Genomic DNA, 6,431 nt, shown 5'->3' with positions numbered 1-6,431 from the left:
TTGCGACAGCATTACTGCTACACATCTCGCTGGGATTGCTGACCATGCCATTGTTTAAGGAGATCAGGGACCCTGACGATGCTCACGTTCCGGCGTCAGGCACGTGCAACCGCAAGAATGAGTTTCGACCCGGGCGGTTGAGGGGTTGGAGTGCAGGCTCAGACTTCTGCTATGGGTCAAAAGCGGTGCTCGGAGGGCGAGGTCCCAATGGTCGGCTGAGTGCCACAAGCGGACATCAACGGGAAGAGCACATGGCGGATTTTCGGTTGCCATGATCCGGCCCCGCGCTGGGGAGCACGGAGCGTACAGAACGCTGGCTTGAGGTTGAGGCAATTGGTCCAATCTTCTGATCCATCTTGAAACAAGATCAAGCCTCTCTAAGTCTCACGCCGGAGGGCTCCTCCGACCTCTTTTGGAAAGGATTGCTTGTAACCGTCGAGGACGACGATGATGACACTGGAAGAAAAGCTCGCCCGGTTGCGCACCCACCGCAATAGCATTCACCGCTACCACCGGCTGCTCAAGACCCGCCTTTCCGATCTGGAGCGCGAGTACATCGAAAGCCGTCTCTCCGAGGAACGGGCGGCGCTGGTAAGCCTCGCGCGCACGCCGTTCCCCATTCCTTTTAAAATGCCGCCGCCAGAGCAGCAGCCGCAGACCTTCAAGCCTGAGGTGACCTGAGCTTGCCGTGGGCATCAGGAGGTCGCTCCCGTGCGACAGCGGCCCATCAACGGCGTCGAGCCGGAAAGAACCGAGGATGACATTACGCGTGAGCTGCTCGGCCCCAGGGGCGTTCCGGGCGGTCCCGATCCCGCCCGCATGGTCCCGCAGGTCGAGAAGAACACGCCAAAGCACATAAGGTGGAGAAACCCCGAGCTCCCGCGATGAACCGAGCGCCAGAAACCGGAACCTTGTTGATCTGGTCAAGGGCAGAGAGGCGGAACGGGTAGTGGCAAATCACCGTTGGTCCGAATTGCGGGGCGCCTTTGATTGCGGTGCAATGATGCAGGACGCTCAGAAGTACATCAACATTGCCGCTCTAGTCGCGCTCGCTGGTTGGCTTGGTCTCTGTTTCAAGATGGGCTGGTACTGATGGGGCGGCTTACGCCCGGAGTAGACCACATCGGCCCCAGCCTGGAGGTTTTTCCGGATCGAAAAACGAGCTGGGACCGAGATGTCTGCCGTTGGATGGCAAACGCAGCTTGGTCCCAAAAATCATGCCCCGTGGCATTCAAATTTGGGAATCCGACGCAAACGGAATGCCCGATGAACCTAGCCCCGGAGCAAGGCCTTTCCATCGGCACTTTCGGAATTTGGCGCCGGGAGTAAGCCGTCCAGCAAGGCTAGCTCGAGCTGCGGCACTTACGGCTGACCCAAGGCCGACTGCGCTGAGTAGCTGCCGGCCCCAGGTCCGCACCGAATTTCGTCCGCGTCGGCTGGACAGGTTTTTCCGATGACGGCGAAGCTATGCCACGAGCCAAACGATCCAGCTTCTCAGCTACCGGTGGTCAGCCGCGGCGGGTTGCGGGACATAATCCAGAGCTCGATCGCTGCCAAGATTGCGACCGCCGCGCCGATGATCACATGCACGGTCATCGCGGTGGTTCCCTGGAAGCCCAATACCCAGGGCGATACCAGTGCCCACAAGCCGACGACGAGGTTCAGCCATTCCTCCCACACCGCGAACGCCGCCAGCGCCGCGACCGCAAGGATCGCGATGGCGATACCGGTGATAACGGCGTTCTGAGAGACCGTCCCCGCATCGAAACCGAATATCCAGGGCGAAACGAACAGTATCGCGCCGAGGATCAGGTTCGCAACGTCACAAAACTTTGCGTTCGTCCAATTCCCTTCCCAATTCTGCATGGCACCCTCCATTGGAGGTTTCGATGCCAAATCAACCGCGTAATCGCCGAGCCGGTTTCCATCGCGGCCCGCGGCATAATGGCAACGGAGAGGCGGACCCGCCGCGCCGGTGCTGTCCTAGGCTGTGTGCTCATTAAGCAGCTGACCGCCTGCGGTCCCAACCTTAACAGCGGCGGGAAAGCGGACGGCTCCGGAGGTCGCTGAAGGGTCAAAATGCGAAGAACTCAGGTTGAGCAAATCTGGACCGCTCTGCCGCGATAAGCAGACCTCTGTGAGACGCAGCGCAACTTCGCAGATGGACCAAAGGCTGAATTTACGGACTTAGTCACTATTGGCACGCGCCAGCAGGGACGTTCGAAGCCCTTCTTCGATTGACACGATCTGACTGTTCTCTCCACTTGGCCAATTGTCGGTTAGAGGCTTGAAGTCGTCGCCGCCCATCCTAAGTTCAGACGCTGCCGGCTGTGTCCGGCAAAACGAAACTCATGCAAAGGATCGAGAAGCCCGCTTGCGCGGGCATAAGTCGAGGGAAGTCACATGAGAAAGCTTGCTCTTGCAATCGCCGCGGCAGCAACGCTCCTCATCGGAACCGTTGCGCCGGCCTCGGCCCATTGGCGGGGCCATCATCATCATTGGGGCAGTCCAGGCATTGGTCCGGCCATCGCGCTCGGCCTGTTCACCGGAGCGCTGGCCGCCGCGGCCGCACCTCCGGTCTATTATGCGCCGGTCTATGGTCCGCCGCGATACTATTATGGCCCCCGCTATTATCGGACCGTCCGGTATTATCCGGCGGCATATCCTTACTGGTATCCCTGGTGAACTGATGCAAAGGCCCGGCCCGCAACCGGGCCTTATCGCTGTCCGGCATCTCGATCGCCTGCGTCCAGCGCTGCCGAGCCCGCGTTTGGGATGACTGGAACCGATGGCAGCAGGAGAAGTTCTGTCGTGAACATGCAGGTCCGGAGGCGCACCGGGCCCGAGCGAGCGCGCCAAATGCGCCTCGACGCTAGCCCGGCCCGCGTAACACGATCGGATCTGGTCTTCGCATGAACAAGAATGCCCGTTTCAATATCGGATACGCCATCGCCGCAATTTTCGCGGTCTTCCTGATTCAGTATCTGATCTCGGCGGCGAACCAGATCGCGGTGGTCCCCTACAGCGAATATCAGCAATTGCTGCGCCAGGGGAAAGTTGAGACGGTCGGCATCTCCGACCGCACCTTGCAGGGCACGCTGAAGGAGCCGCTGTCCGGCGGCCAGAAGCAATTCGTCACCACGCGCGTCGACCAGGACGTCGCCCAGGAGCTCGAGAAGCACAACGTCCGTTTCACCGGGCAGATCGAGAGCACGTTTCTGCGCGACCTGTTGTCCTGGGTGATGCCGGTTCTGCTGTTCTTCGGCGTCTGGTGGTACATCGGCCGCCGCATGGCCGAGGGCGGCGGGATCGGCGGCGGGCTGATGGCGATCGGCAAGAGCAAGGCCAAGGTCTACGTCGAATCCAACACCGGCGTCACGTTTGCCGACGTCGCCGGCGTGGACGAGGCCAAGGACGAGCTGCGCGAGGTTGTCGATTTCCTGAAGAACCCGACCGACTATGGCCGGCTCGGCGGCCGCATGCCGAAAGGCGTGCTGCTGGTGGGCCCGCCAGGCACAGGCAAGACCTTGCTGGCCAAGGCCGTGGCCGGCGAGGCCAGGGTGCCGTTCTTCTCGATCTCCGGCTCGGAGTTCGTCGAGATGTTCGTCGGCGTCGGTGCGGCGCGGGTGCGGGACCTGTTCCAGCAGGCGCACGAAAAGGCGCCGGCCATCATCTTCATCGACGAGCTCGATGCGCTGGGCCGCGCCCGCGGCATCGGCCCGTTCGCCGGCGGCCATGATGAAAAGGAGCAGACACTCAACCAGCTGCTGGTCGAGCTCGACGGCTTCGATTCGCGCTCCGGGCTCGTCATCCTCGCCGCCACCAACCGGCCCGAAATCCTCGATCCCGCCCTGCTCCGCGCCGGCCGCTTCGACCGGCAGGTGCTGGTCGACCGGCCCGACAAGAGGGGCCGCATCGAGATCCTCAATGTGCACATGAAGAAGGTGCGCCTCGCCGACAATGTCGATGCAGACGCCGTTGCCGCGCTCACCCCTGGTTTCACGGGAGCGGACCTCGCCAATCTCGTCAACGAGGCCGCGCTGCTGGCGACGCGCCGCGGCGCCGATGCGGTGACCATGAGCGATTTCAACAATGCGGTCGAGCGCATGATCGCAGGCCTGGAAAAGCGCAACCGCCTGCTCAACCCCAGGGAACGCGAGATCGTCGCCTATCACGAGATGGGGCACGCCCTCGTCGCACTCTCACTGCCGGGGACCGATCCCGTGCACAAGGTCTCGATCATCCCGCGCGGCGTCGGCGCGCTCGGCTACACCATCCAGCGGCCGATCGAGGACCGTTTCCTGATGACCAAGGAGGAGCTGGAGAACAAGATGGCGGTGCTACTCGGCGGCCGCGCCGCGGAGCTTATCGTGTTCGGGCACTTGTCGACCGGTGCGGCGGACGACCTGCGCCGCGTCACCGATATCGCCCGCAGCATGGTGACGCGCTACGGCATGTCGGAGCGTCTCGGCAGCGTCGCCTATGAGCGCGATCCCGGCAACTTCCTGGCCGGCCCTGACCGCCCCTATCCGACGCGCGAGCGCGACTATGCCGAGGAGACCGCGGCCGCGGTCGACCACGAGGTGAAAACCATCGTCGACCAGGTGTTCCAGCGCACCCAGGGCATCCTGACCACGCGGCGGCCGATCCTGGACCGCGCGGCAAAAAAGCTGCTCGAGAAGGAAACGCTGGAGCAGAGCGACATCGATGTGCTGATCCGGGAGATGCCCAAGGAAGGGCTGCGGGCGATCTAGGGCCACTCACGCGGCGCGCTTGCGCCTGATCTCGGCGGGAAGCTCGATCATCCGCCTGTCTGGAGGCGAACCGTTCGAGATGAGCGGCGCGGGCGCGCCCTCGCGCTTCGGCGCCTCGATCCCGATGCCGGGATCGGTGCTTCTGGCGTGCCATTCGATCAGGAGATGGCCGGCCACCAACATCAAGCCGGCGCAGAACAGCGCAAGAGCTGCGCTCACGAGATCACGATAGTCATCCATCCCACGAACCAAGCATGCGTGCAGCCTCATCGGCGCCTGCGTGGACCAGATTGGAATGAAGGCTCCGCGTTTCAAGAGCCTGTCTGCAGCGGCAAAGGCATACGGCAATCGCAATTTCCGTCACGACCGTTCACGCTGGAACATTCCGGCCATTTCCAAATTCTAGTGGCGCCCACCGGCCTGAGGCGTCTGGGTGCCATGATCGGGCTCAGCGGATCAGGTTCGCGGTGGTCCAACCATCTTGCTCTAACGAGGATTTGGCCATGAAACCTGACTGCGCTCGGACCGCGCCGCTCTCGGCGCTTCACTCAGATTATCGCTTGGATCGGCAAGGCGCCCCTGATCGGGGCGAACGGTGCTCGTGAGGGAGGGCGCGATGTTGGTTGCCTCCCTTCCTGCCCTTCACGGGGAAAGCGGGCTATCCCGCTATCTCAAGGAGATCCATCGTTTTCCGCTGCTCGAGGCATCGGAGGAAGCCGACTATGCGAGGCGATTGCGCGATAGCGGCGATCGTGACGCCGCCTATCGGCTGGTGACGAGCCATTTGCGGCTCGCGGCGAAGATCGCGCTGCAATATCGCCGCTATGGCCTCGCCATCGCCGACCTCATCTCGGAGGCCAATGTCGGGCTGATGCTGGCCGTCAAGCGGTTCGACCCCGAGAAAGGCTTCCGGCTCGCGACCTATGCCTCCTGGTGGATCAAGGCCTCGGTTCAGGAATACATCCTGCGATCATGGTCGCTCGTCAAGCTGGGCACCACTGCTGCGCAGAAGAAGCTGTTCTTCAACCTGCGCAAGCTGAAGAACAAGCTTGGCGTTGCGGAGGATGGCGAGCTCCGGACGGATCAGCTGACATCTATCGCGAGGCATCTCGACGTCAGGGAAGCCGACGTCGCCGAGATGAACGGCCGGCTGCGCGGCGACATCTCACTCAACGCGCCGATCAGCGTCGAGACGGAAGGCGACCAATGGCAGGACCGGCTGGTGGATCCCTCTCCCGATCCGGAGAGTCTGCTGCTGGACGCGGCCGACCGTGAACGCACCAAGGCTGCCCTCGCCGATGCACTCGCTGCGCTGACACCGCGGGAGCGCAGCATCGTCGAGGCGCGATATCTCGGCGAGCCGCAGCAGACGCTGGATGCGCTCGCCGGCAAGTTCGGCATCTCGCGCGAGCGCGTCCGACAGATCGAGCAGCGCGCGTTGCAGCGGATCAAGGCGAAGATGTTCGCGCGCCTCGATGAGGCGCGCCTTGCGACGTCGCGTTAGGCGAGCGAAGAAGAATGCTGATCGGCCAAGGCCGATCAGCATCCTCTGCAGATATCGGGGACGAGACGTTCGGGTGAAAACTCCCGGCTCCTGCGCTCGGTCTGGCCGGACTTCTCAGGATTGCTCCGAGACGCTCCGACGGAACTGGTCGCAAGCTGCCGGGCGGGCTCGGC

General features: G+C 62.8%; 6 protein-coding genes. 4 read left to right on the top strand and 2 right to left on the bottom strand.

Annotated elements, in window-relative coordinates:
• Nucleotides 1-447: 447 nt before the first annotated feature.
• The gene (locus I6F12_RS27120) at nt 448-681 is read left to right on the top strand and encodes a hypothetical protein (protein ID WP_306469161.1); all 234 of its coding nucleotides are present in this window, start codon (nt 448-450) and stop codon (nt 679-681) included.
• A gap of 813 nt (nt 682-1,494) precedes the next feature.
• Here I6F12_RS27120 and I6F12_RS27115 read toward each other — a convergent pair.
• Complete coding sequence (locus tag I6F12_RS27115) at nt 1,495-1,866, bottom strand: SPW repeat protein (protein WP_036002168.1); 372 nt, start codon at nt 1,864-1,866, stop codon at nt 1,495-1,497.
• A gap of 537 nt (nt 1,867-2,403) precedes the next feature.
• On the opposite strand from I6F12_RS27115, the gene I6F12_RS27110 reads away from it, so the two are divergent.
• Nucleotides 2,404-2,685 (top strand): hypothetical protein, encoded by a 282-nt coding sequence (locus I6F12_RS27110; protein ID WP_225157611.1) that lies wholly within the window; start codon nt 2,404-2,406, stop codon nt 2,683-2,685.
• Nucleotides 2,686-2,912: 227 nt separating this feature from the next.
• Nucleotides 2,913-4,754 carry an ATP-dependent zinc metalloprotease FtsH gene (gene ftsH, locus I6F12_RS27105; RefSeq protein ID WP_225157610.1) on the top strand — a complete coding sequence of 614 codons (1,842 nt, stop codon included), beginning with the start codon at nt 2,913-2,915 and terminating at the stop codon, nt 4,752-4,754.
• A 6-nt stretch (nt 4,755-4,760) separates the two neighbouring features.
• Here the strand turns inward: ftsH and I6F12_RS27100 are convergent, their stop codons facing one another.
• Nucleotides 4,761-4,994, bottom strand: a complete 234-nt coding sequence (locus I6F12_RS27100) for a hypothetical protein (protein WP_128262508.1) — start codon at nt 4,992-4,994, stop codon at nt 4,761-4,763.
• A gap of 376 nt (nt 4,995-5,370) precedes the next feature.
• Between I6F12_RS27100 and rpoH the strand changes: the two genes are divergently transcribed.
• Nucleotides 5,371-6,258 (top strand): RNA polymerase sigma factor RpoH, encoded by an 888-nt coding sequence (gene rpoH / locus I6F12_RS27095; RefSeq protein ID WP_225114819.1) that lies wholly within the window; start codon nt 5,371-5,373, stop codon nt 6,256-6,258.
• The last annotated feature ends 173 nt before the right edge of the window (nt 6,259-6,431 follow it).

It is taken from the genome of Bradyrhizobium sp. IC4059 (assembly GCF_020193615.1).
Taxonomy (GTDB): Bacteria; Pseudomonadota; Alphaproteobacteria; order Rhizobiales; family Xanthobacteraceae; genus Bradyrhizobium; species Bradyrhizobium yuanmingense.
This window is presented reverse-complemented; position numbering and strand designations above follow the sequence as displayed.